1 protein-coding gene is annotated in these 519 nt (G+C 51.3%); it reads left to right on the top strand.

The window, feature by feature from the left end:
* Positions 1 to 392, top strand: a 392-nt coding sequence (locus R7E78_RS30500; RefSeq protein WP_318059193.1) for a COX aromatic rich motif-containing protein, incomplete at its 5' end; no start/stop codon positions are given.
* Between the last annotated feature and the right edge of the window lie 127 nt (positions 393 to 519).

Here is a 519-nt window from a genome sequence, read left to right on the forward strand (position 1 = left end):
AGCTGACTTCAGACAACATCATGAACGCGTTCTTTATCCCGCGTTTGGGTACTCAGATTTACGCGATGCCAGGCATGGTGACTAAGTTGAATCTGATCGCTAACCACGAAGGGGACTACAAGGGCTTTGCGTCGAACTACAGCGGCGAAGGTTTCTCGCAGATGAAGTTCACCGCATCGGCAATGCCGGATCGCGCAGCCTTCCTCAACTGGGTGCAAAAAGTGAAAGCGAGCCCTGATCGAATCGAAGATTGGGAGCAATACAGCTCGCTGGCTGAGCCAAGCGTTGCTGCGCCTGTCACTCTGTTCTCAAGTGTTCCTCCGTTTCTGTTCAGCAACGTCGTGACCCAACATCCGGGTTCCATGAACTGTTTGCCTGAAAACCAAGGATAATCACATGTTTGGAAGATTAACTCTGGATTCAATTCCATATCACGAGCCGATCATCATCATCACGCTGGCTATCGTCGCGTTGGTGGGATTAGCCGTGGTGGTTGCCGTGACTAAAGCTGGAAAGTGG

The organism is Vibrio sp. YT-19(2023) (genome assembly GCF_033337395.1).